The 26,358-nt window shown below is 47.9% G+C and carries 23 protein-coding genes; 17 read left to right on the top strand and 6 right to left on the bottom strand.

All coding sequences use genetic code 11. From position 1 onward, the window contains the following. The first annotated feature begins 2 nt into the window (after positions 1-2). The 4 genes from GOU96_RS00835 to GOU96_RS00820 all read left to right on the top strand — a co-directional run bounded on the left by GOU96_RS00835 (position 3) and on the right by GOU96_RS00820 (position 3,526). Positions 3-800 carry an SDR family oxidoreductase gene (locus GOU96_RS00835; RefSeq protein WP_000351198.1) on the top strand — a complete coding sequence of 266 codons (798 nt, stop codon included), beginning with the start codon at positions 3-5 and terminating at the stop codon, positions 798-800. Between the two features lie 27 nt (positions 801-827). Next, entirely contained in the window at positions 828-1,460 is a 633-nt protein-coding gene (locus GOU96_RS00830) for a tetratricopeptide repeat protein (RefSeq protein WP_001024363.1), read from the top strand. A 4-nt stretch (positions 1,461-1,464) separates the two neighbouring features. After that, complete coding sequence (locus tag GOU96_RS00825; protein ID WP_001238036.1) at positions 1,465-2,121, top strand: response regulator; 657 nt, start codon at positions 1,465-1,467, stop codon at positions 2,119-2,121. Positions 2,122-2,182: 61 nt separating this feature from the next. Then, on the top strand, positions 2,183-3,526 hold the full coding sequence (locus GOU96_RS00820; RefSeq protein WP_230610508.1) for a sensor histidine kinase: 1,344 nt from the start codon (positions 2,183-2,185) through the stop codon (positions 3,524-3,526). A 151-nt stretch (positions 3,527-3,677) separates the two neighbouring features. Here GOU96_RS00820 and GOU96_RS00815 read toward each other — a convergent pair whose 3' ends face one another. The 5 genes from GOU96_RS00815 to GOU96_RS00795 all read right to left on the bottom strand — a co-directional run bounded on the left by GOU96_RS00815 (position 3,678) and on the right by GOU96_RS00795 (position 10,238). Beyond that, positions 3,678-5,321 (bottom strand): phosphoethanolamine transferase, encoded by a 1,644-nt coding sequence (locus tag GOU96_RS00815; RefSeq protein WP_032472176.1) that lies wholly within the window; start codon positions 5,319-5,321, stop codon positions 3,678-3,680. Positions 5,322-5,584: 263 nt separating this feature from the next. Then, positions 5,585-6,967 (bottom strand): ABC transporter ATP-binding protein, encoded by a 1,383-nt coding sequence (locus GOU96_RS00810; RefSeq protein ID WP_174500039.1) that lies wholly within the window; start codon positions 6,965-6,967, stop codon positions 5,585-5,587. Next, the gene (locus GOU96_RS00805; RefSeq protein ID WP_000766238.1) at positions 6,964-7,755 is read right to left on the bottom strand and encodes an ABC transporter permease; all 792 of its coding nucleotides are present in this window, start codon (positions 7,753-7,755) and stop codon (positions 6,964-6,966) included. The genes GOU96_RS00810 and GOU96_RS00805 overlap by 4 nt, the downstream gene beginning before the upstream one ends. A 1-nt stretch (position 7,756) precedes the next feature. Next, positions 7,757-8,713, bottom strand: a complete 957-nt coding sequence (locus GOU96_RS00800) for an ABC transporter permease (protein WP_174500038.1) — start codon at positions 8,711-8,713, stop codon at positions 7,757-7,759. Next, entirely contained in the window at positions 8,706-10,238 is a 1,533-nt protein-coding gene (locus GOU96_RS00795; protein ID WP_174500037.1) for an ABC transporter substrate-binding protein, read from the bottom strand. The genes GOU96_RS00800 and GOU96_RS00795 overlap by 8 nt, the downstream gene beginning before the upstream one ends. A gap of 269 nt (positions 10,239-10,507) precedes the next feature. On the opposite strand from GOU96_RS00795, the gene GOU96_RS00790 reads away from it, so the two are divergent. The 13 genes from GOU96_RS00790 (at position 10,508) to GOU96_RS00730 (ending at position 24,087) form a co-directional block, all read left to right on the top strand. After that, complete coding sequence (locus GOU96_RS00790; RefSeq protein ID WP_174500036.1) at positions 10,508-10,777, top strand: STAS domain-containing protein; 270 nt, start codon at positions 10,508-10,510, stop codon at positions 10,775-10,777. Positions 10,778-10,787: 10 nt separating this feature from the next. Continuing rightward, positions 10,788-11,147 (top strand): response regulator, encoded by a 360-nt coding sequence (locus GOU96_RS00785; protein ID WP_001151340.1) that lies wholly within the window; start codon positions 10,788-10,790, stop codon positions 11,145-11,147. 48 nt (positions 11,148-11,195) lie between these two features. After that, positions 11,196-13,358 carry a chemotaxis protein CheA gene (locus GOU96_RS00780; RefSeq protein WP_174500035.1) on the top strand — a complete coding sequence of 721 codons (2,163 nt, stop codon included), beginning with the start codon at positions 11,196-11,198 and terminating at the stop codon, positions 13,356-13,358. 8 nt (positions 13,359-13,366) lie between these two features. Further along, the gene (locus tag GOU96_RS00775; protein ID WP_001083360.1) at positions 13,367-13,894 is read left to right on the top strand and encodes a chemotaxis protein CheW; all 528 of its coding nucleotides are present in this window, start codon (positions 13,367-13,369) and stop codon (positions 13,892-13,894) included. Then, entirely contained in the window at positions 13,891-14,352 is a 462-nt protein-coding gene (locus GOU96_RS00770) for a chemotaxis protein CheW (RefSeq protein ID WP_000983692.1), read from the top strand. The genes GOU96_RS00775 and GOU96_RS00770 overlap by 4 nt, the downstream gene beginning before the upstream one ends. Positions 14,353-14,365: 13 nt before the next feature. After that, positions 14,366-16,402 (top strand): methyl-accepting chemotaxis protein, encoded by a 2,037-nt coding sequence (locus GOU96_RS00765; protein ID WP_000896398.1) that lies wholly within the window; start codon positions 14,366-14,368, stop codon positions 16,400-16,402. A gap of 14 nt (positions 16,403-16,416) precedes the next feature. Beyond that, complete coding sequence (locus GOU96_RS00760; protein WP_001961538.1) at positions 16,417-17,247, top strand: CheR family methyltransferase; 831 nt, start codon at positions 16,417-16,419, stop codon at positions 17,245-17,247. Continuing rightward, the gene (gene cheD, locus GOU96_RS00755) at positions 17,234-17,887 is read left to right on the top strand and encodes a chemoreceptor glutamine deamidase CheD (protein WP_001284066.1); all 654 of its coding nucleotides are present in this window, start codon (positions 17,234-17,236) and stop codon (positions 17,885-17,887) included. The genes GOU96_RS00760 and cheD overlap by 14 nt, the downstream gene beginning before the upstream one ends. Beyond that, positions 17,884-18,924: a protein-glutamate methylesterase/protein-glutamine glutaminase gene (locus GOU96_RS00750; RefSeq protein ID WP_042987977.1), complete on the top strand. Its 1,041-nt coding sequence runs from the start codon at positions 17,884-17,886 to the stop codon at positions 18,922-18,924. The genes cheD and GOU96_RS00750 overlap by 4 nt, the downstream gene beginning before the upstream one ends. A 42-nt stretch (positions 18,925-18,966) precedes the next feature. Then, on the top strand, positions 18,967-20,121 hold the full coding sequence (locus tag GOU96_RS00745) for a methyl-accepting chemotaxis protein (RefSeq protein ID WP_042987978.1): 1,155 nt from the start codon (positions 18,967-18,969) through the stop codon (positions 20,119-20,121). A 9-nt stretch (positions 20,122-20,130) separates the two neighbouring features. After that, complete coding sequence (locus GOU96_RS00740; protein ID WP_000110730.1) at positions 20,131-20,430, top strand: STAS domain-containing protein; 300 nt, start codon at positions 20,131-20,133, stop codon at positions 20,428-20,430. 31 nt (positions 20,431-20,461) lie between these two features. Continuing rightward, a complete protein-coding gene (locus GOU96_RS00735; RefSeq protein WP_042987979.1) occupies positions 20,462-22,159 on the top strand; it encodes an ATP-binding SpoIIE family protein phosphatase in 1,698 nt (565 codons plus the stop codon). A gap of 257 nt (positions 22,160-22,416) precedes the next feature. Continuing rightward, positions 22,417-24,087, top strand: coding sequence for a DUF342 domain-containing protein (locus tag GOU96_RS00730; RefSeq protein WP_042987980.1), 1,671 nt, complete (start codon positions 22,417-22,419; stop codon positions 24,085-24,087). 143 nt (positions 24,088-24,230) lie between these two features. On the opposite strand, the gene GOU96_RS00725 is transcribed toward GOU96_RS00730, so the two are convergent. Then, the gene (locus GOU96_RS00725) at positions 24,231-26,345 is read right to left on the bottom strand and encodes a type I secretion system permease/ATPase (RefSeq protein ID WP_001154355.1); all 2,115 of its coding nucleotides are present in this window, start codon (positions 26,343-26,345) and stop codon (positions 24,231-24,233) included. Positions 26,346-26,358 lie beyond the last annotated feature (13 nt).

Here is a 26,358-nt window from a genome sequence, read left to right as displayed (position 1 = left end):
TTATGGACATTCATCAACAATATGTGTTGTTAACGGGCGCTTCAGGTGGCATTGGCGAGCCTATCGCTCATACTTTAGCGGCGCGTGGTGCGCGGTTAATCTTGTTAGCGCGTGATGCGCAAAAACTTGAAGCATTGCGTCAATCACTCCCCAAGCCAGAGCAGCATCGGGTTGTGAGCGCAGATTTAACCAGTGAAGCGGGAATGGAGCAACTGCAGGCTTTGGTGGAAGAATTAAACCGCGCCCAGCAGCGCATCGCCGTCGTGATCAATAATGCAGGGACCAATCAGTTCTGTTTACTGGCGCGTCGTTCGATGGAGTCGGTGCAGCGTGAGTTAGCTCTGAATTTAATGACGCCAATCCAAATCATGCACCACGTTTTGCAATGGAGCCATAAACCGCAGATGGTCATCAATATTGGTTCCAGTCTCGGGGCGATAGGGTATCCGGGCTATGCCAGCTATTGTGCCGCGAAAGCGGGATTGCACCGTTTTAGCGAAGCGATGAACCGAGAGCTCGCGGGGACGGGAATGAAAGTGCTCTATTTAGCGCCACGAGCCACCAATACTTCGCTCAACAGTGAGGCCGTTCAACAGCTCAATCGAGCATTGGGGAATCGCAGTGATGAGCCTTCCTTGGTTGCTGCGCAGGTGGCCAAAATGATTGAAACGGAGCAAAACGTCATGTGGATCGGTTGGCCGGAGAAACTTCTGGTGCGCCTTAACCAACTACTGCCGAGCTTGGTTTCTCGGGCAATTAGAAAGCAACAACCCGTCTTATTGTCATTTTTAAATCGCTAAAGCGTGATAATTCAAGGAGAAGAGTTTATGAACATTATGCTTAAATGGATGAGTCTTAGCGCACTGTTGCTCGGGTATGCCCACTCAAGTTACGCGATTACGCCTTTAGAACAAGTGCAGGCTGATTGGGCAAAATGCCAATACCGTACCGCTTCTGCTAAGGAGCAAGAGCGCTGTTTTGAACGCACGATCGCGCGTAATCGACTGGAGTTAACGATTTCGGGCGATAACCCTGAGTTGAAAGTGTGGCTGGCCATCAACCAATCTTCTTTAGCGGGAGTGAGGGGCGGATTGGGGGCTTTATCGCTGGTGAAAGAGGCCAAAAGTTTATTTGAAGAGGTCATTGCGCAAGCGCCAAATACTCTGGAAGGCTCCGCGTTGACCAGTTTGGGCACGCTATACTATAAAGTGCCGGGTTGGCCTGTCGCCTTTGGGGATAAAGAAAAAGCAGAGCAGCTGCTTAAACAAGCCTTGACCGTGAATCCCAATGGCATTGATGCCAACTATTTCTACGGAGATTTTTTGCTGCAAGAAGGCCGTAGCGCAGAGGCAAAGCGCTATTTGCTGCAAGCTCAGCATGCACCCGCAAGACCGAAACGAGAAATTGCGGATGCGGGACGTCAGGAAGAGATTGCGCACTTATTGGAGAGCATCAAGTAACCTTATGCGTTTATTATTAGTTGAAGATGACACGTTGCTCGGTGAATCAATGCAAGTAGCGTTAAGCCGACAAGGCTATACGGTTGACTGGCTGGAGCGGGGTGGTGGCGTCGTGACCGCCCTGAAAACCGAGCAATTTACAGCACTGATTTTGGACCTCACCTTGCCAGATATGGATGGCTTGGAAGTCCTGCGCCAAATTCGGCGAGCGGGTTACACATTGCCTGTCATGATACTCACGGCACGGGATGATATCAGTGATCGGGTCAAAGGGTTGGATGGCGGTGCAGATGAGTACATAGGTAAGCCGTTTGCGCTCGAAGAGCTGCTCGCACGTTTACGCTTGATCATTCGTCGTAGCTCAGGGAGCGCAGAGGAGCTCATCTCCGTGGGGGATCTTGACCTTTCGCTCTCTAAACAAGAAATTTACTACGCTCAGCAAGCTCTGAAATTAACGAGGAATGAGTACAAAATCCTCGCCAGTTTAATGACCCAAGCAGGAAGAGTGATGAGTAAAGAGCTTTTGCAGCAAGCATTGCACGGCTGGGAGGAAGGCAGCAGTGATAACGCAATCGAAGTACATATTCATAATCTGCGCAAAAAATTGCCGGATAATCTGGTTAAAAATGTACGAGGTGTGGGGTATATGATTGAAAAATAATCCTCTTTTTTCCATTAAACGCCGACTTACCCTGACTTCTGTTTTGCTGAGTACCGGTTTGATGCTGGTCTCGTTTGGGTTCAGTTATTCCAACGCCAAACATGAAGTAGGAGAAGTGTACGATGCCCGTCTTGGGCAGTCCGCCAAATTATTACTGATCGCCACTTCTGTTTCGGCCAATGAATTTGCAGATCGTAATCAGCATGAGCAGTTCAATCTGTGGATGCAGCATATTCAGCGCCTTTCCAAATCCAATGATGATGTCGCCACGCTCTTTGGCCACCCGTATGAACAGTATTTATTATTCCAGTTTTATCGAGATGGCGATCTTCTCTTTAGCTCTGATACTCACTTGCCTGCGCTGAGTCTTGGCCGTGATGCGAATGGTTTTAGTGATATCACGCTCAACGGCGAAAGCTGGCGTTATTTCCAGTTGAGTCTCCCTGATCAAGAAAAAGGTAAACAGTATGTTTTGGTTGCAGAAAAGCAAAGCATTCGTGATGAAGCGATTAATGAGATCGCTTTATCCACCGCACTTCCGCAATTAATTTTAATTCTGTGCTTGATTGTGGTTTTGGTGGTGCTGATTGAACGTAGCTTTCAGCCAATCCAAGCGCTGAAAGCAGCGATTGCTCTACGCAGCATCCATAAGCTAGATCGAATTTATGTCGAAAAACCCACGGTGGAACTTTTGCCTTTGGTGGAGACGTTGAATCAACTGCTCAATGAGCTAGAGCAAGCATGGCAGCGTGAGAAACGTTTTACTCGAATGGCGGCACATGAGTTAAAAACCCCGCTGACCGTTTTAAGATTGAATGCCGAAAATGCCCTGCGTAGCACCAATCCGGAACAGTTAAAGCAAGATTTAGAACGTATTTTCAAAGGTATAGAGCGCACCGATAGATTGATTCATCAGCTCTTAATGCTGGCCAAAGTAGAAAGTACACAAACCTTAGCGAAACAGCCGGTTGAGCTGGCAAACGTCATTAAACAAGTGATAGCGGATTTAGCACCTATCGCTTTTAAGCAGGATCAGCAGCTGAGTTTTCATGGCGAAAGTTCGCGTTTATGGGGAGATGAGTTACTCCTAGGCATTTTATTTAAAAATCTGCTGGATAATGCCATTCGTTATTCCGGCCACTCTAGCCAGATAGCGGTAGAGCTTAGCGACCACGATGGTGAGATTGAAGTGCGTGTGTCGGATACGGGGTCTGCGATTGACGATCTGACTCGTGAAAAAATGTTTGATAACTTCTATCGTGCCAACAGCCAAAAAGGCGATGGCGCAGGGCTTGGCATGTCGATTTGTCGTGATATTGCAGCGCTTCATGGCGGTCAAGTACTCTTGCTGCCACGTACTGATGAGCGCAATACCTTTGTTGTTCGTTTTCGCAATTGCGAATAACGTCCTAACTTATCATGTGACTTTATCCCCTTCCTGCTTAACGTTGTCGCGGTGTTGGCTACGTTCGTTTACCCCAAGCCATAGAGCTTGCCTATGCTCTTGGGGATGCACTCATTTGCCCGCTACCTAAGGCTAAGTTGTTTGGGTATGGCTAAGATTGGCTGGTTCTACACTTCGCAAACAGATCCAAATTGGCTTGGTACGCTTTGGTTGATACATCCATCACGCCGAGCAGTGAGTGAAACAGATTCTGGTGCGCATAAGGTAATTCACTGTTGCTGCGCAGGCATTCAACATTAATCCCTTTACTTTGGCTAAACCCAGAGGACATCCAGATGAGGAGAGGGACTCGAGTCTGGTACTCAGGCGCTAGGCTATAGGGCATGCCATGCAAAAACAGGCCATTTTCACCTAATGATTCACCATGATCGGAGATATAAATCAGCGCGGTATTATATCGGTCTTGCAGTGAGTCGAGCTTGGCGAGGAGTTGTGACATCACATAGTCGCTGTAGCGAATGGTGTTGTCATACGTGTTTACGATCTGCTCGACGCTACAGTTTTCAATATCTGCTCTTGGGCAGTCAGGCTGGTAAACTGCCATCTCTTTTGGGTAGCGTTTAAAGTAAGTGGGGCCGTGGCTACCGATGAAATGCATGAAAATCATTCGGTTGCCCTGCTGCGTGGCGATCTCCTGATCTAAATTCTCTAACATCGCAATGTCGTAACAGGTGTCGCCATCGCAAAGCCCTTCTCGGTTATCTCTAGCTAACTCTTTAAGCGGGATATTCTTCGCGACATTTTTATCGCCACCGTCATTTTCCTTCCAGAGCAGACTGATGCCCGCACGCTGCAGAATATCCAGCACATTGTCTTGGTTGTCCGCTCGAGAGCGATCAAAATTTTGGCGATTCATGTTGGAGAACATACAAGGCACAGAAACGGCGGTTGCTGTACCGCAACTCGCCACATCTTTAAAAAAGATCGGCTGGAAAGGGGCGGTATAAGCATTGGTATCGCGTGGATAACCAAAGTATTGGTAGTTTTGTACTCGTGCGGTTTCACCTAACACAAAAAACACTAAGGTCGGCTTTTGGGTTGCCTGACGAACGGCGCTTGGCTTTTGCTGCGCATCCTGACCGATCTCCTGATACACCATTGGCTCCGTGAAATAGCGCTGTTTGACTAACCCAAAGCTGCTGTAGAGAAAATGGGTCGGGATGATCATTTTTTTGAGTGAGCTGTTGTTGCGTCCAACGGACGAGTAATTCTGATAATAAAGCCCTGCGATCACGCCAATCACGACAACGGAAACCAGCATGGATAGCCCCTTTTTCATCAAAAAACGCAGGGCACTTTTTTCTGGGCGGATTGGGGTAAAAAGCAGAGCTAGCGCAGGCACGAGGCCAAACCCGAGCAACCAAAGTACAGAATAGATTGTGAGATAAGATCCCGCTTCGCCGCGGTCGGTTTCCAACACATTCACTAACATATCTTGATCGACAATCACACCGTATTGAAAGCCAGCGAAGCTGATTAAGGCCGACAGCACAAGTAACACAGCAAAAAAGGGCTTGAACAAGTAAGGCCAACTGAAAATCTGAAAGATAAAATTCAGCGCAAACAGGAAAAAAAGCGGAATAGAGAGGGCGAATCCCCAATCAAGGGACGTAGATTGGTTGAAAATATGCGCTAATTGAGCGTAAACCGGAAGATTGAGTGGCAGCGCAAAATAGGCAGCCAGCAAAAAGACTAATTGGAGATAGGAGAATGGCTTAATGTTGAATGTCGGCATGATGACCACGCTAAATTCTGTGAACGTTAAGCCATTTATAAATGGGGTTTCTTAATACTCGCTTAAGAAAACGGTATGAGATAAACCAAAGGGTTAATCCATGTGGATTATCGGTTTACCTGCACCATTGACTGTGTATCCCTTCCTATTTGCTGATTATCAGCCACTTTAAGTTGCTTGGGGTAATCGTATTTACACTGTAAACGAGGGTGAAACAAACGAATTCATGAGGCCATTCGGCCCCATGAATGACAAAGCTCATCTTACAAAGAGAGTACACGATGGCAGGTTTTCTCAAGGGCGAGCTTGTCGTGACTGATCAAGACCAAAGCGCAGCCGATCTCTTGAGTCAACTCGATGATTAATTGCAAGGTACTGGCCGCAGTGATGGGGTCAAGTCGCGAAGTTGGCTCATCGGCGACTAAGAGGGTTGGCCGCGTCAGTAAAGCGCGCAGAATTGCAAAACGTTGTAATTCTCCGCCTGAAACTTGATTGGCTTTGCGTGACAGTAAGCTGGGTGACAAAGCGAGGCGTTCCAGTAAACGAGGAATTTGGCGGCGTTCGACCGTATGCTGACGACACACATCTTCCAATAGTGTCTGTAAAGTGACGCTTTTTGCCAAGGCACTGGGCGGATCTTGATAGAGTTTCAGTGCCTTACCGAGAGGGATCGCTTGTGGGCGATGAATACGGCCTTGGCTGGGTTTAAGTAACCCGAGTAATAGATCGGCAAGAGTAGATTTTCCGCAGCCGCTATCACCACTGATGCCAAGAATTTCTCCGGCGCTGAGGGTGAAACTCAGCGAATCAAACAAGCACTTCTCCCCGCGATGCATGGCGATATTGTCCACGGTCAACAGGGGCTCTCCTGTTTTACTCTGCGGTGTTGTTGGCCAATATCTGGGGTCAGCGTTAATCAGCGCCTTGGTGTAATCTGATTGAGGATGACTCAGCACTTGTTGGGCTGGCCCTTGCTCTTGAATAACACCTTTGCGCATCACAATGATGGTTCCACCGAGCTTTTCGGCAACTTCGATATCGTGAGTGATGGTTAACAACGCGCCATGAGTTAATTGTGCTTGCAATAAGGCAATGATTTGATCGCGGCGGCTGGCATCTAAACCTTTGGTTGGTTCATCGGCGATAAGCAAAGGCGCCTGCGTTTGGGTGGCACACAAATAGGCGACGCGCTGCGCCATACCGCCAGAGAGCTGATGTGGGTACTTGCTCTGATCCTGATGAAGCGCCACTTGCTGAAAAGCGGAGTCGGTTAATGCTGCGCTAGCGGCGTGATTGCCCATCACCAAGCGATGCACCTCCGCCACTTGTTCGCCCGCGCGCATGATTGGGTTGAGTGCATGCCAAGGCTCTTGGGGCAAGACGGCAAGTTGTTTTCCCCATAGCGCTTCACGTTCTGCTTGAGTTCGCTGATGTTGATATTGGCCAAATAACGCAATCTTACCTTGGCTACGCAGCCCAGCGGGCAAATTGCCAATAATCGCGTTCGCCAACAAGCTTTTGCCCGAGCCCGTTTCACCTAATATCGTCAGCGCTTGGTGAGCATGCAGTTCAAAGGACAAGCTTTCAACTAAGGTTTCTTGCGCAGTAGAAATCGCGAGTTGTTGTACAGAGAGGAGCGCGGTCACGATATTTTTCCTTTGGCCAGCAGTTGAAAACTTAACACTAAAATAAACACCACTAAGATAGGTTGGGCGAGTACCCAAGGGGCTTGGTGATAGTAGCGAAAGAGCTCCACCATCATCATGCCTAATTCCGCTTGGGGTGGCTTAAGTCCAACATAAAGAAAACCGATGGAGGCGAGCGCTAAAATCGCGTTACCCGCACCAAAACAGGCCAGCGTGAAGAGATCTTCCCTTAGCTCAGGCCAAAGATGTCGGCGAAATAGATACCAAGCATTGAAGCCATACAATCGTGAGGCTTCAATTTGTGGCTGTTCAAGTAATGAGAGGGTTTTGCTGCGCACTACGCGGAAAAATTCCACCCATAACATTAAGGCAATAGCGAGATAGAGGATGAAAAAAGAGCCCGGTACCATAGCGCCAAACAGTAACACCAAGATTAAACCGGGCATGGCCAGCAACATGTTGAGTAGCCAAGAAAAGCCTCTATCCCACCAACCGCGTTTCCATGCTGCGACCACGCCAGTGACTAACCCCAGTAACGCGGAACTGCTTACGCAAGCGACGGCCATGGTTAACGAGGTCGCAATTGCAGAGCTTAAACGTGCGAAGTTACTGCGCCCATAGTGATCGGTACCCAGCGGTTCACCCCAACTGGGGGCGGCTAAAGCGCGATTGAGATCTTGTTTGGCCGGATCGCCGCCATACAGCAGATGTTCGATCAGCACGAGCATTACGAGCAAAATCAGCAGGCTCACTCCAAGCCATTGTGGTTTCGATAAGTGCAGTTTCATGTTAGGCCTCTGGTTGAACATGTCGGCTTAAACGTAGGCGAGGGTCTAATGCGTATTGGGCTAAGTCGACCAGCGTATTGAGCGCGACAAACAATAATCCCATCACCAGTGCAGAGCCTTGGATCATTGGAATATCGCGTTGGAAAATCGCATGTGACAAGGCATGTCCCACACCGGGCCAAGAGAACAGGGATTCAATCATCACTATCCCTTCTACTAAGCTCACCGCCTGAATGCCGACAAACGCCATAACAGGAAGGGCGATATTACGCTGTGCGTGGCGCTGAAAAGCTTGCTCGTGATTCAAACCTTTCAAACGCGCGAAAGTGTAATAAGGGGATTGCAGCACTTGTGCGGTCGAGTTACGGATCATGCGACTCGACATCGCTGCCATACCTAGTGCTAAAGCCAGCGCAGGCAGAATAAGGAATTTGGGATGACCATATCCAGCAACAGGCAACCAATTCAGTTGTAAGGCAAACAGGATGACAAGCCCCAGACCAATCAAAAATACTGGCTGCGCTTTAATCATGATTGAGGCGAGCAGGGCAAGGTTGTCTGCCCACCGATCTGTACGTTTGCCGCAATAGACCCCAATTGGGATCGCGATAAAGAGCGAGAGCAGTGTCGCAGCGCCCGCAAGTAAAAGGCTGTGTCCGAGATTATGCATAATCACATCAATGACGGGTTCACTGCTGACCAGAGAATGGCCTAAATTGAGATGCAGTAAATCCCATAGCCATTGCAAGTAAAGCTCAAAAGCGGAGCGATCCAGCCCTAGCTCAGCACGCACTGCAAGCGCGGCGTCGGCATTGACATAATCATAGCCATAGCGACCTGCTGCAATGCGATAAGCCACATCACCCGGAATAAAGCGCATCAAAATAAAGGTCAGTGTGCCAACGGACCAGGCCACAAAGAGGGCCTGGTAAAAACGGTGAACAAGAATCTTAGTCATTGAAACTCATCTGCGCGACGCGGTAGTTAATTTCAAAGGGATCAAACGAAAACCCAGCGATTCGTTTATTGACCGACACAATCTGGCGGTAATAAGTCACAGGGATGAGCGGCATCTCATCGGCCAGTAATTGAGAGGCTTGGGCGGCCAATTGCTGATAACGCGCATTGTCAGATTCGGTCGAAAGCTCAGCCAGTAGTTGGCTAAATTGAGGTGATGACCAATTGGTTGGGCCCCAATCCGATCCTTGATGCGTTGCAAAATCACTCAAAAGCAGTGGCAGCGGATCGGCAATCGTGCCGAAGTTGCGGGCAATCAAGGCCATTTCTAGGGTGCCATCATGATGTTTGGCGGGGATGGAACTTGAGTTATCAATCGCAATATCCACTTGAATGCCAATCTCTTTGAGCTGAGCTTGTAGCGCGGTGGCGATCAAAGGTAGTTCAGGGCGATCAGCATAAGTCAGCAATTGAACTCGGAACGCTTGGCCTTCTCGCTCCAGTAAACCTTGGTCATTGAGCGTCCAGCCTTGATTGGCTAGCAGGGTTTGCGCGGTGGTTAAATTACGTTGCGGCTGTGTTTTTCCTGCTAAGTACCAAGATCCGAGTGCGGGAGAAAAGAGTTGATACGCTTCTGATCCCGGTAACTTAAGTACCGATTGAGCAATACCTTCACGATGGATTGCCAAACTGATTGCTTGACGAACATCGGCGTGATTAAGCAAAGGGTGTTGGTTATTGAGTTTGATCAGAACCGTACGCGGCATCGACTCAATGTAGAGATCCAGATTGTGGCTCTGTTGCAAACTCGGGATGCTAATAGGGTCAAGGGTGTAGACCAGATCGGCTTGCCCAGTTTGTGCTAACAAAGCGCGGCTTTCTGAGCGGTGGCCTGCCAGATAATTGATGGTTTCGATACTGGCAGGTTTACCCCAGTAAGCGTTAAAGCGGGTAACACTGGCTTTATGAGGCGTTTGCAACTGTGCGATTTGATAAGGCCCTGTGCCTAAGAGCTGAATCACGTTACCACTGGCATCATAAGAGCTGGGGGAGGCAATCGCGAGCGAGTAGTGAGCAAGCACCGCCGCGAGCGGGCGATAGGCAGTATTAAGTTCAATCACTACCTGGTCGTTTTGCGCGGTAATCGCCTTGATCGGCACTTGTTTTATTACTCCCGGCTTACCTAGCGCATGATTAAGAGCCGTCGCCGCTGCTTGTGCCGTCAATTGGCTGCCATCGTGAAATTGTACTTCGGGACGTATTTGGAAACGCCAGACTAATCCATCATCACTTACCGTCCAGCTTTTGGCCAGCAAAGGGTATGGTTGTGAGTTCTCATTGATGCCAACCAAGGATTCAACCACTTGTAGACGCGAAAACAGGAATCCGTCCTTGGCTAAATCTTGGCTGTTAAACTCAAAGGGGCCTGAAATCTCCAGCGAACTCGTTGCAGGCTCCGTTTTCGTCAACCAAATCCCTGCGCCTCCTAGCGCTAAAATCAAACCGAATAACAACCTTTTTTTCATCAAAATGTCCTTAATTAAAACGTTATAACATAACATTTAATTAAAGCATGAGAATAAAAATCATGTCTATATGTGTCTGGTTGAAAAAATAAACAATCTTGAAACTCGGGATCCACTGGTATTTGTCGATTACTGCAGGCAGAGCACACGACGACTTTGGTGAGAGATATCCTTGTTGCATTTGATAATTGGCTGATCCCTCCTAAACTCAAAAACGGGAAGTAAGAAAATGGTTGACTATTCATTTCATCTTAAAGGTTTGGATTTCCATGTTGATACTGAATGAAGTTCTGGACATTGCGCATGTACAAGAGTGCAAGCAGCAGTTTTTGCCGTGGATGAGCCAAGAAGCACCGATAGTGATTGATGGTAGTTCCGTTGCTCGAGTGGATGCCGCGGGTGTTCAACTCTTAGCTTCCTTGTTTATCACCGCACAGCACAATGGGCAGCAGATCCATTTTGAACAATTATCTGACGTGTTAGCAGAAGGACTTGCCCTACTGGGGATGGCAGACCTGATGCAACTAAAGAGTGAATGAGGGAAACACTATGGCAAAAGTTTTGGCAGTAGATGATTCAATTTCGATTCGACAAATGGTTTCTCATACTTTGAAGGATGCGGGCTATGAGGTTGAAACAGCAGCCGATGGGCGTGAAGCTTTAGACAAAGCCCAGAAGTCTCGTTTTGACGTCATCATCTCTGATGTCAACATGCCAGTGATGACAGGTTTTGAGTTTGTGAAAGCGGTGCGCATGCAAAGCCAGTACAAGTTCACTCCCATTTTGATGTTAACCACTGAAACCAGCCCAGAAAAAAAACAAGAGGGCAAAGCAGTCGGTGCAACAGGATGGCTAGTTAAACCCTTCAACCCAGAAACCCTGCTAAAAACTTTGCAGCGGGTTTTGTAAAAAGCTGAACTCTAAAATAATCAAAACTAGTCAGTGGGCGGGTGAGTTATGGCTTTAGATATGGAACAACTGCGCAAGATTTTTCATGTTGAATGCCGTGAAAATCTTGAGACTTTGGAAGGGGAATTGTTGCAACTGGATCCTTCTCAGGTCGATCTTGAGGTGCTCAATACGATTTTTCGTGCGGCTCACTCGATCAAAGGGGGAGCCGGCACCTTCAATTTGCATGAGATCAGCGAATTTACTCATGCGGTCGAAACCTACCTCGATTTAATCCGCAACCAGAAAAAACAGCTCACCGCACAAGGCGTTGATACCTTGCTCAAAAGCTGCGATGTGATACGTAACATGCTGGATAGTCGGGAACAAGAGACAGCGATTGACGAAGCCTTGAAACAGCAAGTCGGGGCTGAACTGCAAGCCTTGTTAGCGGATCAGGGAGCCGATAGGGCAATGAGTCAAGCGCAGCCCGTATCATCCAATACGCACGCATCCAATACGCACGCCGATGCTATTGCAACCCCAGATGCGACGGCACAAGGCTGGCGCATCCGTTTTGTTCCTCATCAAACACTGTTTTATAGCGGTAATGACCCGCTGCGTATCTTACGTGAGCTGCGTGAGTTAGGTTCTGAATATCAAATAGAGCTAGACCATCAAGCCCTACCAGAGTTAGCCGAAATCGATCCTGAACTCTGTTATCTGAGTTGGACGATCCGGTTAACAGGAGATGTGTCGGAAAACGATGTGCGTGAGTTGTTCGACTGGGTTGAAGATGAGTGTGATTTGCACATCGCCCCAATACTCAGTGATGAGGCTAGCGCTCATGTAGAGGATGAGCAGGCTGCTCCTGCAGCGACGCTTCAAAGCAACCCCCAAACTCAGGTCGAGCCTGTTGCCATCGTTGACTTACCTGCGGTAGAACCGCCGGTTGCAACTGTCGCTCCTGTCATCGCTAACCCCAAAGAGTCCGCGACTAACAAGCCTGCGAAAACGGACTCAAGTGTCTCCTCTATCCGCGTCGATATCGAGAAAGTCGATAACCTGATTAATTTGGTCGGCGAGTTAGTGATTACCCAATCCATGCTCACCGAACTCGGTAATGACTTTTCAATGGACAAATTGGACAAGTTAAAAGCCGGTTTAGCGCAGCTGCTGCAAAACAGTAAAGATCTGCAAGAAAACGTACTCAATATTCGCATGCTACCGATGAGTTTTGCGTTTAGTCGTTTTCCCCGTTTAGTTCGGGATTTGTGTGGTCGTTTGGGGAAAAAAGTCGATTTACAAATCCAAGGTGAACAAACGGAGCTGGATAAAACTGTGCTCGAACGGATTGTGGATCCTCTCGTGCATTTGGTGCGCAACGGTATCGATCATGGTGTTGAAATGCCGGATGTCCGCCTTGCCAAAGGTAAGCCTGAAACGGGAGTGATCACGTTAAAAGCCTTTCATCAAGGTGGCTCGATCATTGTCGAAATCAGTGACGATGGGGCAGGGATTGATTGCGACAAGCTTTGGCGCAAAGCGGTGGAAAAGGGGGTGTTAGAGCCTCAGACCCAACGTAGCGATCTGACCGATAAACAGATCATCAGTTTAATTTTTGCCCCCGGGTTTTCTACCGCCGAGCAAGTCTCAGACATCTCAGGCCGTGGTGTCGGTATGGATGTGGTGAGACGCAACATTGAAGAGCTCGGTGGACAGATTGAAGTCGATTCCGAATTAGGCCGAGGAAGCCGTTTTACCATCAGTCTGCCTCTGACACTGGCGATTTTGGACGGTCAGTTGGTCAAAGTGGCCGATCAGGTTTATGTCATCCCGCTGCTGACGATCGTCGAATCGATTCAGATCAACACTGCTAGTGTCAAACATGCTGCAGGCGGGATCGAACTCTACCGATTGCGCGAAGAAAATATCCCAATTTTACGTTTGCAAGATGAGCTTGCGATGGGGCGCAGTGGCAGTTTAGAGAAACGCTTGATCTGTTTTGTCGAATCAGCAGGACATAGGGTAGGTTTGCTGGTGGATGATCTGCTTGATCAGCAGCAAGTGGTGATCAAAAGCCTAGAATCCAATTATGCGAAAGTGGCTGGGATCTCAGGAGCCACGATTTTGGGTGACGGCTCCGTCTCTTTGATCCTCGATATTCCTGGCTTGATCGCCCACTTTATGAAGCGCAGTTCATCTTCCACGACCAAAGGCAAAGCGGCATAGGAGCAGGTATGAATTCAGCGAATTTGACCACATCATCCAGTGCCGCTCTTGAGCCAATCTTGTCGATGGATATGGGGCTGACTGGGGGCGCAGATTTTTTAAGTTTTATGCTCGGAACTGAGCTTTACGGGGTGACCTTATCTCATGTCGAAGAGATCCGCGTTTGGGAAAAACCTACGCCGATCCCGAGAGCGCCGCATTTTGTTAAAGGCGTGATCAACTTGCGCGGCATGATTGTTCCCATTATCGATTTACGCCAACGCTTTGGACTCACCCAATACGAGTATTTGCCAACAACGGTTGTCTTGATCTTGAGTGCTCGCGAACAAGAGCAAAAACGCCTGATGGGTTTAGTGGTTGATTCCGTCAGCGATGTGATTGGCCAAGGCGATATGCCGCTGCATCCGGCAATCGGTGAGAGCATGGTGGTGCCTTTTCTAAGTGGCATTTTGAATGTCGGGGATGAGGTGATGTCTTTGCTAGACAGTGATGCATTGCTGGATATGGACCGAATCCTTAATGAGGGACAAGCATGATGCAGCGTGAATTTCTCAGTTTCGTTTTAGATGATGAAGAGTACGGTATCCCGATTCTGGAAGTGCGTGAAGTGCGTGGATGGAGTCCTGTGCGCATCCTGCCTAATGCGCCACCGTTTGTGATTGGCTTGCTGGATATTCGTGGCGAGTACATTCCGATTGTCGATCTGAAGCGTCGCTTAGGCTTAGTGCCGGTTGAAATTAACGCTACCACAGTGGTGGTGGTGATTAATGCGGCGAATCAGCAGCCTTTGGGGCTGATTGTGGATGCGGTCGCTGAGGTGTATGCCTTGTCTGAGCAAGAGATCAAACATGCGCCCAGTATTTCCACTGTGATCGGCAACCAATACGTGAAAGGAATTGCGGCAGTGAAAAGCAAACATCTGGTTCTTATTGATATTGATGCGCTGTTCGACGTTGAGGCGCTGCGCTTAAGCACCACTGCCGAAAGCATATAACGAGGGAAGACACATGGCATTTTGGAATCGTAAACAACAGGTTGTGCCCCAGTTTGTTGAGCCAGCCAAGGAGAGCGCCACGAGTGAATTTGACGAGTCGGAGACCCAAAGCGGTTTATCTAACTATCAATTGCTTTCCGCACTCAATGCGGCACAAACAGCACTGATGATGATAGATCGCGACTTTCGGATCACCTACTTCAATAATCAAACGCTCAAGCTGCTAAAACAACACGAAACGTTGTTTCGTAGTGTCTGGCCTGATTTTCGTGCCGAGGCCGATTTTTTACAGGGCTACTGCATTGACCATTTTCATCTTAATCCTCGCCATCAGCGCACCATGCTCGCGGATCCGAGCCATTTACCCTACACCACCGTCATCAACATCAAAGGGGTAAAAATAGAGCTGATTGTAGGTGCGATTATTGATGATCGCGGTTCTTACATTGGCAATACCTTGGAATGGCGTGATGTGACCGAAGAGCTCCTGCGTGAGCAGCAAATAGGTCGTTTAGCTTCGGCGGTCGAAGGCATGACGACCAACTTGATGATGGCGGATAAAGAGGGGATTATTCAATATCTTAACCCCGCACTGTTGCAACTGTTGACCCACCGTGAACCAGAACTCGCGCAGGCCTTTCCCGGCTTTAAAGCCGCTGAGTTGGTGGGGAAAAATATCGACATTTTCCATAAAAATCCTGCACATCAACGTTCGATCATTAGCAACCCAGAACGCTTGCCTTTCTCCTCCATGATAAAAGTTGGCTCTTTAGAGTTTAACCTGACTTGTATTGCGATGCGCGATACGAAAGGCGAATACATAGGCCCCGCTCTGCAGTGGATGGATATTACTGAGCAGCGTGATGGCCAGCGCCAAGTGGAGTCTTTGATCCAAAAAGCGATTAAAGGTGACCTGCATGACCGGATCAACACTAGTGGTTACAACGGTTTTATGCGTGAGTTGGGGGATGGTATCAATAACTTGCTTAACACGCTGGTGGAACCATTAGGGCAGTGTATTACGGTGATGAGCCGAGTGGCTGAAGGCGATCTCAATACCAGCATGTCTGAAGAGTACCAAGGCGAATTTGGTCGATTAGCCAGTGCGGTCAACGCTTCGATTGTGAACCTACGCAATATGGTCGACAAAATTACCGTTTCTTCTGCTCGAGTTGCGACCGCTTCTACAGAGATAGCGGATGGCAATAACGATCTCAGCCAGCGTGTGGAAGCTCAGGCTTCTAACTTGGAAGAAACTGCCGCCAGTATGGAAGAGATAACGGCAACTGTGCGTCAAAATGCGGATAACGCGAAAGATGCCAATCTACTTGCAACCGATGCGGCGAAAAAAGCTGCCCGAGGCGGAGAAGTGGTTGGTGAAGCCATCAGCGCGATGGGGGCAATCAATACCGCCAGTAAGAAAATTGCGGACATCATTAGCGTGATTGATGAAATCGCTTTCCAAACCAACTTGTTGGCTCTGAATGCTGCGGTAGAAGCGGCGCGGGCTGGTGAACAAGGTCGCGGCTTTGCCGTGGTTGCCGGAGAAGTGCGTAATCTCGCGCAGCGTAGTGCCGGAGCGGCGAAAGAGATTAAAGGTTTGATTAACGATAGTGTCGATAAGGTGAATGAAGGCTCACGCTTAGTCAATGAATCGGGATCGACACTTAAAGAAATTGTTGAAGCGGTAGTGAGAGTCTCGGATCTGATTGCACAGATCGCCGCTTCCAGTGTGGAGCAATCCACGGGTATTGATGAAATCAACCGAGCGATTGCTGCTATGGATGAAATGACCCAGCAGAACGCTTCGCTGGTGGAAGAAACATCAGCGGCGAGTCAGTCACTCAAAGATGAAGGAAAAGAGCTGCTTAATTTGATGAATTTCTTTGTCACCGAAAATAATGTCACCACTTTTGAGCGCAAACCTCGCCAATCAACGCCACCCAAAACTAAGCCTGTGGTTAGCATGCATAAAGCACCGATACATCAGGCTGTACATAAAATGCCAGCTCGGGCGGCAGAAGAAGGTGACGAATGGGAAGAATTCTAATCTAGGGATAACGTATGTTGGCGGTCAATGAGCAAGAATTTGAACTCACAGATAAAGATTTCAAATTTATTCAATGGTTTATGCATAAAACGGTCGGAATTTATCTCCCGGATTCCAAGCGTACCATGGTGTATGGCCGCTTGAGTCGGCAGATGCGCCGTAAGGGTTTACGCCGTTTTACACAATTTCGTGAGCTGATTGAAAGTGATGAGCAGGAGCGCATTCACTTCATTAATACCTTGACCACCAACAAAACAGAATTTTTCCGTGAGAGCCATCATTTTGAATTTATTGAAAAAGTATTGGTTCCAGAGTGGAGTAAAGAGCGGGTAGGCCAACTGCGTTTTTGGTCTGCGGGATGTTCGACCGGTGAAGAGCCTTACACTCTAGTCTCGGTTTTAGACCATGCAGGAGTCATGAATTTTTGTCCGGATGTCAAAATTTGGGCAACCGATCTGGATACGGCAGTGTTAGAGAAAGCGAGTTTGGGGATTTATCCCATTGAATCGCAAAGCTCGATTCCTGAACGGTATTTGCGTCGTTGTTTCGTCCGTGGGGTCAAAGATCAGCAAGGCAATATGAAGATTAAACAGAGTTTGCAACGCTACATCGACTTTCACCAATTGAATCTGATTCAGGAATGGCCGTTTAAACAGAAGCTGGATCTTATCTTGTGCCGTAATGTGATGATCTATTTTGATCGTCCGACCCAAGAACAGTTGATTGAACGTTTTCACCAGCAACTCAAGCCGGGTGGCGTACTGATGCTAGGGCATTCAGAGAGTGTTGGCCGTTGTAGCTCTCTTTTCCATCATCTGGGACATACTATTTATGTCAGACAGTAAACTTGCCACCAAGCGCAGATTAAAACAGGAAGAGGCGAAGGGGCATTACCATCGTTTCAACCATCCTAGCGATCATCGACATTGGGTCAAGGTGATGCCAGGAGGCGTTTATACAACCACAGATCAAGAAATTATCCATACCGGGTTGGGTTCTTGTGTTTCAGCTTGTGCTTGGGATATCGAAATGAAAGTGGGCGGAATGAACCATTTCCTACTGCCTTTTCATAACCAGTTTGAGAGCCATCATTGGCATCCGCAGGCTTTATTATCGGACACTTCTCGCTATGGATGTTATGCAATGGAACTTTTGATCAACCGCCTATTATCCATGGGAGCTGAGCGGGAGAGATTGAGTTTTAAGTTGTTTGGCGGTGCTCACTTAATGGGGTATCAGTCGCTGGTTGGGGAAAAAAACGTCGAGTTTGTGCTTGAGTATGCCAAGCGTGAAAAGTTAAACGTCGTGGCGCAAGACTTGGGAGGCGCTCAACCGCGAAAATTGTTGTTTGATCCACAGACCGGGCAGGCATGGGTAAAACGCATTGGATTTAGTTCGGCACATGCAATTAAACAGGACGAAGAACTCTATCAGCACAGCATAGATAGGCAAATTCCCTCTGACGATGTGGAGTTGTTTCAATGAAAAAAATCAAAGTCTTGATCGTGGATGATTCTCCGGTATTTCGGGCTTTATTAACCCAGTTGATTGATAGCGACCCCGCGTTGCAAGTGGTGGCCTGCGCAGAAGATCCTTATCAAGCTCGTGAGCTGATTAAGTATCATCAACCCGATGTGGTGACCTTAGATGTTGAAATGCCCAAAATGAATGGTGTGCAGTTTCTTAAAAATCTGATGCGCCTTCATCCATTACCTGTGGTGATGATCTCCACTTTAACCCAGCATGGGGCGGAAGCAACGTTGGCGGCTCTTGAGTTAGGCGCCGTGGATTATTTCCCCAAACCTTCTTCAGATAACCCAGCAGAGATGCTCAATTATAAAAACTTGGTGAATGAGAAAATCAAAATGGCGGCACAAGCCAATGTAGGGTTTGTGCAGAGTGCGACGGTTTCAACCCCCATTACGGAGCGAGTTTCCACCGATTACCAGTTGATTGCTATCGGCTCTTCTACTGGTGGTACGGAGGCTGTCAAACAAGTCCTCGCAGCATTACCTTCTGGCTTACCTCCTATCGTCATGACTCAGCATATTGGCGCGCAGTTTACGGCCTCCTTAGCGAAACGATTAAATGACAGCAGCGCTCTCCATGTACAAGAGGTGACACAACCAACGACAGCACTTGAGAGCAGCTGCGCCTATCTCGCTCCAGGCGATAAGCATATCGTAGTCGTGAAACGGGCTGGGAAACTGTATGTCGAGTTAGATGACAGACCTGCGGTGAATCGGCACAAACCTTCAGTGGATGTCATGTTTGATTCGATTGCTCAGCATGTAGGCAGTAAAGCGATGGGGATTTTATTGACCGGAATGGGACAAGATGGCGCGAAAGGCATGTTGGCGATGCATCAACAAGGAGCGGCGACCGCGGCTCAGGATGAACAATCAAGCGTGGTGTGGGGAATGCCGCGAGTGGCGATTGAGCTCGGCGCGACCGATGTGGTTAAGCCTTTAGGGGCAATGGCGGCTTGGATTGTTGAACAGCTACAAAGAAAGCGCGCATAACATCAGTACGCATAACACCAGAAAGACGTCGAGAGGCTTAGGATGATAACCAGAACACACAAAATAACGGCGGTACTGACAGGGCAACTCCTCTTGCTGCTGGTGCTTTTTCAATTTGGGCAGGATTGGTGGTTAGGATTGATCGCAGTTTGTAGCGCGTTACTGCCATGGTTGGTCGGTTTTATCCCGCAACCTAATGTCACAGCAGCTTTGCCAGCAGATGAAACTCAGTTATCTGCTGGGCATCAACAGGCGCTTAGTCTGATTGAGCAGATCTTAAAAGAGAATATTCAACGAATCACCGACCCTTTACAGAAGCAGCGCCAAGTCGTTAACACGTCTGCAGAAACCATCAACAGTAGTTTTATTGGTTTACAAAGAGTCAGTGAGGAGCAATCCGCCATCTCGACTCAATTGGTGGATAACTTACTGGCTAACCAAGGCAGTGCGTTTGATTTAATGCAGGTGTTACCAAAAACGGAAGAGATCATTCAGCAATTTGTGCAAATCTTGGTGGATGTGTCAGAAAAAAGTATTTCAGCGGTACATAGCATTCACGATATGTCGCAAAAGCTGGATATGGTTTTTAAACTGCTGAATCAAGTGCGCAGCTTGTCTGAGCAGACCAATTTACTGGCGCTGAACGCCGCCATTGAAGCGGCGCGAGCGGGCGAGGCAGGACGCGGTTTTGCCGTCGTGGCACAAGAAGTCCGTAATCTCTCTATTCAGGCCGCGAGTTTGAATACTCAGATTGAAGCTGAAATGAAAGTCGCCCAAGACACGGTGGATATTGCCAACCGTACAGTGGGTGAAATGGCTTCATTCGATATGACTCAAGCCATTGAGTCAAAAGAAAAAGTGGATTATATGCTGCGTGGCGTTCAGCAGTTGAATACGGAAATAGAGCAAGAAGTGAATAAACTTCAGCGACTAGGGCAACAACTGACCCAACAAGTTCGTGCAGGCACACGGGCATTGCAATTTACGGACATTGTTTCTCAACAAGGCGACTACGCACTGGGCTCAATGGCCTTTTTACAAGAAGCAACCAGCTTGTTAAAGGCAGTGCAATCCAACTCACGTGATGTGCAACCCGTGATTGAAAGTCTCGTGGCATTACAAGAGCGCTCACGTAATCGTGGGGCATTGGCTGCCAACCAGCACAGCATAGATGAAGGCGAAGTCGAGTTATTTTAGGAGATCACCATGAGTGTGCACACGAACATTGATAGCCACAACAAACACATCACCGTTTCGATTGAAGGGGCTTTTTGCTTCAACTTGGTTCACGACTTTCGTGCAAGTTATGCCAAACGGCATGATCATCGATTCACCATAGATTTACGCAAAGTCGACTATATCGATAGTGCTGGGCTGGGCATGTTGCTCAATATGCAGAAATACCTAGAGCAAGCGGACGGCGCGATTCGGATTGTCAATGTCTTACCCCAGGTGAGAAAAATCCTCCTGATATCACGCTTTAATAAGAAATTCGATATCGAATAAATCGCTCAAAGGAGAGATAGCGGTGAGAGTAATGATAGTGGATGACCACGGTACTAACCGTGAATTGTGCCGATTTATCTTGGCGCACATCGCATCACACATAGACACTTTTGAAGATGGGCAGCAAGCGATTGATGCGATGCGTGCAATGGAAATCCTGCCCGATGTGATTCTGCTTGATGTGATGATGCCGATTAAAGACGGATTTGTCACCGCTAAAGAGATCCGCCAAGCGTTTGTGAAGCACCATATTCCGATCATTTTTCTGACGGTATTAGACGATCGCGATTCGTTTGAAAAGTGTTTAGCACTGGGTGACGATTTCATCCTAAAGCCAGTAGAACGAAGTGTGCTCATTGCCAAAGTGCAGGCACATTATCGCATTGTGAAGATGCATAATGAGGTTATGGAACAACGTGATGAGCTGCGCCATTTCCGTGAGCAAGTCCAGTATGATTACGCGATTTCAGAATCAATTTTTACTAACCTGATGGAAGAAATGTGCCATCAAGTTGAGCACATTTTTGGTATCCACTATATCTCGACAGCATCGACCATTTTTAATGGTGATTTGATTGTGGTCGCGAATCGGCCTCACGGTGGAGTCTATGTGATGATTGCAGATGCCACAGGTCACGGTTTACCTGCGGCAATCTCGACGATTCCCGCAACCCGAACTTTCTTCTCTACTGCACAAAAAGGCCTTTCACTGGGGGAGATGGTCGTTGAGCTGAATCACTCTCTAGAGCGTTTTTTACCTATTGGAATGATGTTGGCTGCTAGCGTGTTTGAAGTACGTGCTAACGGCTTTGAAGTCTCTTGGTGGGGGGGAGGGTTACCTGAGGCATATTTACTCGATAACCATGGCAAGATAGTGAGCCGTTTAATCTCTAATCATATGCCACTTGGTGTACTGTCTTCCAATGAGTTTGAAGCGGATGTGCAGCATTTCAAACTCGAACCTAATCAAAAGCTGGTTTGTTATACCGATGGCATTATTGAAGCAATGAACGAACAAGGAGAATACTTCGGCCAAGAGCGTCTTGAACAAGTATTGACGCAAGCCTATTCCGAGGCTTTGATTCCGACTTTGTATGATGCGGTGAAAAAATTTTCGAATCGGGGCAAAGGGGATGATCTCTCTATTTTGACCATGACATTCCCTATCACCAACAGTAACCCGAGTGATAAAGCCCTACCTAAGGTGGTATTGAGCTGCATCCCCCTACAGACAGAATTGCATTTCCCCGCTGATGTTCTGCGTAAAATTTCCCTGATGAATGAAGTACGCCGTTTTTTAACCGGGATTGTCAGCGGTGGTGAGGATCTCGACTTACTCTGTTCAGTACTTTCAGAACTCTTTGCCAATGCTATAGAGCACGGGTTATTGGAGCTCGATTCCTCGTTGAAAGAAACACCAGACGGTTTCTTTGAGTTTTATCAGTTGCGCGATAAACGATTGAAAACCTTGCCTGAATACCACTGGTTAATCCTCAAGGTTAACTACCAGCCAGAAAATCAACGTATAGAAATCGATTTAGAGCACAGTGGTAAAGGCTTTGATTGCCAAGTTTTAAAAGATGCCAATAGTGAAAAAAGCTATGGGCGAGGTATTCTTCTTGCGACCCAGTTGTGTGAGTCTTTGGAGTATTCCAATCAAGGCCGCCGAGTGACTGCAGTATACTCCTTCGCTCGCAAAGACACTCTGCACTATTCTCTGCCTGGCTGACTTTATTGTTTGTTGGCATGGTTCGCTAGCCTTTGCCGTACGGTTTACAGTGTAAACGGTTGCTCGTTGACGATTCCGCGGACGAAAAAAAGTGCCCGCTTTCTCATCTACACACTTCCGCTTAGTTTATAAATGACTCTTTTGGGTGATTTACAGAGTGACCTAAGCCTGAATTTGCAGGCTGCGTAGTTTGGCAATCTGTATTCTTCTTATACACTCAATTCATGGATATTCTGTACCGTAAAAGATAAAGCGTTATGTGGAAAGAGATACTCGAACTCACGCCAGATAGACAGAAAGTGATCGCAAAATTAGGTGCGCAAGGTGCCGCTAAGGAGCTCAATCGCAGCGAATTGCCTATGGTGTTGGCACAAATTGGAGCGGGTAAACTGTTCATATTGGATGAGGAAGTCACTCGTTTTATCAATTGTGTGAAAGAAAGTAAGCGCGCTGCGTTTGAAGGTATCGTGATTGCTGAAGTGCGTAACGCGACAGTTTCTGTGGTACTTGGTGAGAAAGAAATGCTAGCCAGCATGGTCGTCACTGGAGCTTATGGCGGGCGCGGTCTACGCGGTAATGAACTGGTTCATGCTCTAGCACAAGCCAGCGTGCTGAAAGGAATTAACAAACTGGCATTGAAAAAAGTACTGCTGGTGAGTGGCCAATTAAAACCCGGTGAGGTGTTTACTCAGCCTGTCGCTCGTGGCAAGGAGCCCATTCAAGGGCGTGATACTCAATTTGTTCCATTAGTCGAAGACGTCTCGAAGCGCGTGCTGCGTCCTCAGCAGAAAGCGGGTGAAAATAAACTCGATATGCGCAATTTAGGAGAAACCATCACGGTTGGTGAAGATGATCCTGTGATGCGCCGTTTGCCTGCGACTAAAGGTGAGATGGGTTACACCGTTCAGGGTAAACAGATCCAACCTAAGCCTGGTAAAGAATCCGCGTTGGTGGCGGGTAAAGGTACCCATATCTCCCCGAATGACCCCAATTTGTTGCTTGCCAGTCAAGCGGGCATGCCCCTTATTAAAAAGAACACCATAGAAGTGGACAGTGCGCTTTGCCTAAATCATGTCAGTGTGGCCACTGGGCATATCCGCTTTAAAGGTAATGTCGTGATTGCTGGGGATATTGAACCGGGCATGATTGTTCGTGCGACGGGGTCGATTACGGTTGGCGGTTTTATTGAATCCGCTAACGTTCAAGCGCAAGGTGATATCGAGGTCGGTAAAGGTATCATTGGACACATGGTGACGGATGATGAAGAGCGTAGCTGCGTGGTGAAATCTGGCGGCAGTATTCGTGCTAACTACGCGCAGTATGTTGAGTTACAAGCGGCGGATTCTATCCATCTTGGCGTACACAGCATTGGCAATATTATCCGTTGTGGAAATGATTTGACGGTGCTCGACAGCAAAATGACCCAAGGCACACTCAGTGCAGGAAACGCCAAAGTGGGCGGGAAAGTGCTCTGCTTTAATCTCGGAGTGGAGGGCGACACGGCGACTCATGTTGAGGCTTTTGCGCGTTACCAAAGTTATAAAGAGAGAATCAACAAACACAAAGAACTCTATAAGCAAGCTCAAGACACGACAATGGCGTTGATTCGGCGTGAAATCGAGTTTAAAAAACGTCCGAAAGCAGAACGTAGCGATGAAGAAGCTCAAGAAATAGAAACCGCGAAAGCAGACGCGTCGACCCAGATGGAAAAAATCAAACTTGCTTTGGATATGCTCAATGAAGAGTTTGAGCAGCAGCTATTGGAAAATACGGTGGAAGCGAAAAATAAAGTATTTACCCATGTCACGATTCAGTTTGGTGATGAGAAAGTGCTGACCAAGCGAGAACACGGCGCCTCGATTTTCAAATTTAACCAATACGAAATTAAGCTCTCTTCACTATTGGAAGCGGAAGATATTGGTATTTAAGTCCGCTAACGGAAGCGGAGTCGTGCAATCTGTCTGTGGAGTAATAAATCTGCGGAATAATAAAAAAGGGAACGTTAAGTTCCCTTTTTCATCGCTTTCATCGCTAAACCGTGTGAGGGGTTCGTCTATTTAAAGACACCAAACTATTGCACTGCGCGTACATTACCTTGGCGCAGATCGTTCAGCACTTCGTGCTTTGGACCATCGGCAATAATGCAGCCTTTCTCCATCACAATAACGCGGTCAACCACATCCAGCATCGAGGTTTTGTGGGTGATAAGGATCAGCGTCTCACTTGGCTTGAGTTGGCTAAGTTGTTGCTTAATGTGCATTTCTGAGCGGTTATCCATCGCGCTGGTGGGTTCATCCATCAGTAAGACGGGAGGGCGGCCAAGGAAAGCGCGCGCAATCGACACAGATTGACGTTGACCACCCGAGAGCAGCATACCCCCTTCCCCCACTTGACGTTCTAGACCCGCAGGATCTTGTTGAGTAAAGACCGTAACCCCCGCTCGGTTGGCCGCATCCATTACCTCACGATCATCGGAAAGTGGGCGACCGAGCGTAATGTTGTCGCGGATCGAGCCATAAAACAGCACACTGTCTTGCGGTACACAACCAATATTGCGTCGAATATCGATGTGATGCAGCTGCGAGATGTCCGTATCATCAATTCGTACATGCCCTTCAGTTGGCTTGTACAGGCCCATGATCAAGCGCTCAAGCGTGGTTTTACCCGAACCAATTCGACCAATAATCGCCACTTTTTCACCCGGATGGATGGTAAGACTTAAATCACGGACGGAGGCGATAGGTGAATTTGGATAATGGAAAGTCACGCGGTCCAGCTCAATCTTGCCTTGAATGATGGGACGATGGATATAGCGTTTGCCTTCCTCCTGTTCATCAGGCATCGACATCACTTGTTCAATGATGGTCATAGAAGATTTGGCTTGGTTGTAACGGGTTGAAAGCAGTGAGAGCTGCACTAAGGGGCCAATCGCACGGCCACTGAGCATCGTTGCGGCAATCAGCCCACCCATGGTCAGGTCACCGTTGGAAATCAGGTAGACCCCGACAATGATCATGCCGATATTGGCGGCTTGCTGCACAAAACCGGCGGTGTTTTGAATACTATCGGTGATGCGGCGACTTTTAATGTTCCAATTCGCCATGTGCGCTACGGCTTCTTCCCATCGGTACTGGAATTGTCCTTGCGCGCCAAACAGCTTCACCGTTTCTAGTCCTGCTAAGCTTTCGATGAGGTTGGCGTACTTTTGTGAGGCGAGTCTTGAGCCTTCTTCAATTGCCCGTTTTAAGCGGCTTTGAATGAGAAATGAGTAAATCACCAAAATCAGGACACCGATCACAGGCACCCACACCAAATGTCCAGCCATTAACCAGATCAACACTAAAAAGAGCAGGGCGAATGGCAGATCAATCAGTGAAGAAATCGTCGCGGATGTAAAAAATTCACGAATCGATTCAAACTCTTGCAAATGGCGAGCAAAAGCACCAACCGAAGGTGGGCGAGCCTCCATGCGGATGCCCATCACTTTACTAAACAGTTTGGAAGAGATCAGAATGTCCGATTTTTTTCCTGCGACATCAATGAAGTAGCTGCGCAGCATTTTAAATACGAAATCGAACAAAAAGATCACTAAGATGCCGCTAGAGAGCACCCACAAGGTTTCAAAAGCCAAATTGGGGACGACTTTGTCGTACACAATCCGTGAAAACATCGGCGCTGCAACGGCAAACAAGTTAATCAGCAGTGACGCGATCAACACATCGCGATAAATATGCTTGGATTTATAGATGGTGCTCCAAAACCAGTGCCCATCTCTGGGTTTCAGGACTTCTGGTGAGCGTTCATCAAAGCGAAACTGCTTTTTGACCATAAAGTAACGGCCAATATACATCGCTTCTAAATCACTGAGCGAGTAAGCGACGGGGACTAACCCCGACTCTGCGGTAACAATTTCAGCCTCTTGCGTTTCCTGATTGATACTATTGAGTACGCAGGCCTCACCGCCTTTGAGCAGCAATACCACAGGAAACACCAGATGAGGAATTTGGTCTAACGGCGCGCGGTTTTCTTTTGCGATCAGCCCAGCTCTTTCCGCCGAGCGAGGAAACAGAAAAGGCGTGAGCTTGCCGTCAGCCAACGGTAAGCCGTTGATCAGTGCTTCAGGAGAATTCGCTAAACCATAATAACGGCTTACGTACACCAGCGAATTGAGTAACGTATCTTGCATGCCTCTGACCTTG

This window comes from Vibrio sp. R-1 (assembly GCF_035615595.1).
GTDB classification, from domain to species: domain Bacteria; phylum Pseudomonadota; class Gammaproteobacteria; order Enterobacterales; family Vibrionaceae; genus Vibrio; species Vibrio cholerae.
This window is presented reverse-complemented; position numbering and strand designations above follow the sequence as displayed.